At 57.9% G+C, this 2,047-nt stretch carries 1 tRNA gene and 1 rRNA gene; both read right to left on the bottom strand.

The annotated features are described in order from the left end of the window. Positions 1-119 precede the first annotated feature (119 nt). Positions 120-191: transfer RNA gene (locus AOZ13_RS13485), tRNA-Ala, on the bottom strand. 111 nt (positions 192-302) lie between these two features. After that, a 16S ribosomal RNA gene (locus AOZ13_RS13480) occupies positions 303-1,776 on the bottom strand. Positions 1,777-2,047: the final 271 nt, after the last annotated feature.

Genomic DNA, 2,047 nt, shown 5'->3' with positions numbered 1-2,047 from the left:
GGGAGCGTACATCGACCCTTCCCAGTCGCGCTCTCGCGGACTGGTGCATCAGTCGAATCCGACTCCACCTCGAATCTGCCCACACTAAAGGGACTCGATCCGAACCGGAGTCGAAAGCATGGACCCACTGGGATTCGAACCCAGGGCATCCTCCTTGCAAAGGAGGCACTCTCCCACTGAGCTATGGGCCCACCTCCACTACGGAGGAAGTGTTAGCCTCGATGATCTAAAGTGTCCGACTGGCCTGACGCGCGTCGCAACGATGTGGGTCGAACCCGAAGAGGGTTCGATCCCGAGTGCGTTGGAGGTGATCCAGCCGCAGATTCCCCTACGGCTACCTTGTTACGACTTAAGCCCCCTTGCGGAGCCCAGATTCGACCACCAAACGGTGGCCTCATCCGGACCCCACTCGGGTGCTTTGACGGGCGGTGTGTGCAAGGAGCAGGGACGTATTCACCGCGCGCTCTTGACACGCGATTACTACCGAATCCAGCTTCATGAGGGCGAGTTTCAGCCCTCAATCCGAACTACGACCGAGTTTCGGAGATTAGCTCCACCTCTCGGTGTCGCAACCCACTGTCTCGGCCATTGTAGCCCGCGTGTAGCCCGGCTCATTCGGGGCATGCTGACCTACCGTTGCCCGTTCCTTCCTCCAGTTTGGCACTGGCAGTCCGCCTAATGTACCCAACCACCACAAGGGTGTTGCTGGCAATTAGACGTGCGGGTCTCGCTCGTTGCCTGACTTAACAGGACGCCTCACGGTACGAGCTGACGGCGGCCATGCACCTCCTCTCAGTAGCTTCGGGTAAGATCGTCAATCTGACCGTCATTACTACTGTCGGAGCCGGTGAGATGTCCGGCGTTGAGTCCAATTAAACCGCAGGCTCCTCCGGTTGTAGTGCTCCCCCGCCAATTCCTTTAAGTTTCATCCTTGCAGACGTACTTCCCAGGCGGTCCGCTTCTCGGCTTCCCTACGGCACACCACAGGCTCGTAGCCTGTGCCACACCTAGCGGACATCGTTTACAGCTAGGACTACCCGGGTATCTAATCCGGTTCGAGACCCTAGCTTTCGTCCCTCACTGTCGGATCCGTTCTTCCGAGGTGCTTTCGCCATCGGCGGTCCGTCCAGGATTACAGGATTTCACTCCTACCCCGGACGTACCCCTCGGATCTTCCGGTCCCAAGCCAAACAGTTTCCGCTGGACGCCCACCCGTTAAGCGGGTGGATTTCCCAACAGACTTGCTCGGCCAGCTACGGACGCTTTAGGCCCAATAAAATCGGTCATCACTCGAGCTGCCGGTATTACCGCGGCGGCTGGCACCGGTCTTGCCCAGCTCTTATTCGTAGACCACCTTACGGTCTACAAAAGTGTGAGCTCTATGCCCACACACTCGGAGTCCCCCTATCGCACTTCCGTACAGTGTAAAGGTTTCGCGCCTGCTGCGCCCCGTAGGGCCCGGTATCTTGTCTCAGATACCGTCTCCGGGCTCTTGCTCTCACAACCCGTACCGATTATGGGCACGGTGGGCCGTTACCCCACCGTCTACCTAATCGACCGCAGTCACATCCTGTAGCACCAAAGGCATTTCCAGCTCGAATCACTCCAGATATCGAGCCTTATGACGTATTAGCCTCAGTTTCCCGAGGTTATCCGTCGCTACAGGGTAGCTTGACCACGTGTTACTGAGCTTTCCGCTACGAGTCTCAACTCGTACAACTAGCATGGCTAAATCGGACTCCGATAGCAATGACCTCCGGCAGGATCAACCGGAATGTGCTGGGACTAAGCCCAGCTCGGCGGGAACAAAGGTTCCGCTGGTTGCGACAACGCGTCGAACCAGCCGGATGTCACTGACCATCGAGGCTAACATCAGATCCCATCTGTACGGCGGACCGCAGGGGTGGAATCCTCATTCCTTCCGGACTCATCGTAGCCCACTCGGGTACTTCAACCCGTCGAACCACTCCCAGCCCGGGACGACTTCGTACTTCCTCCAAATCACCGCGCACACTTAACCCCCTCGAACCCATCCCGACTCGTGTCA

Source organism: Halarchaeum acidiphilum MH1-52-1 (assembly GCF_000474235.1).
GTDB classification, from domain to species: Archaea; Halobacteriota; Halobacteria; order Halobacteriales; family Halobacteriaceae; genus Halarchaeum; species Halarchaeum acidiphilum.
The sequence above is the reverse complement of the archived record's forward strand: the minus strand, read 5'-3'. Positions and strand labels throughout refer to the sequence as shown.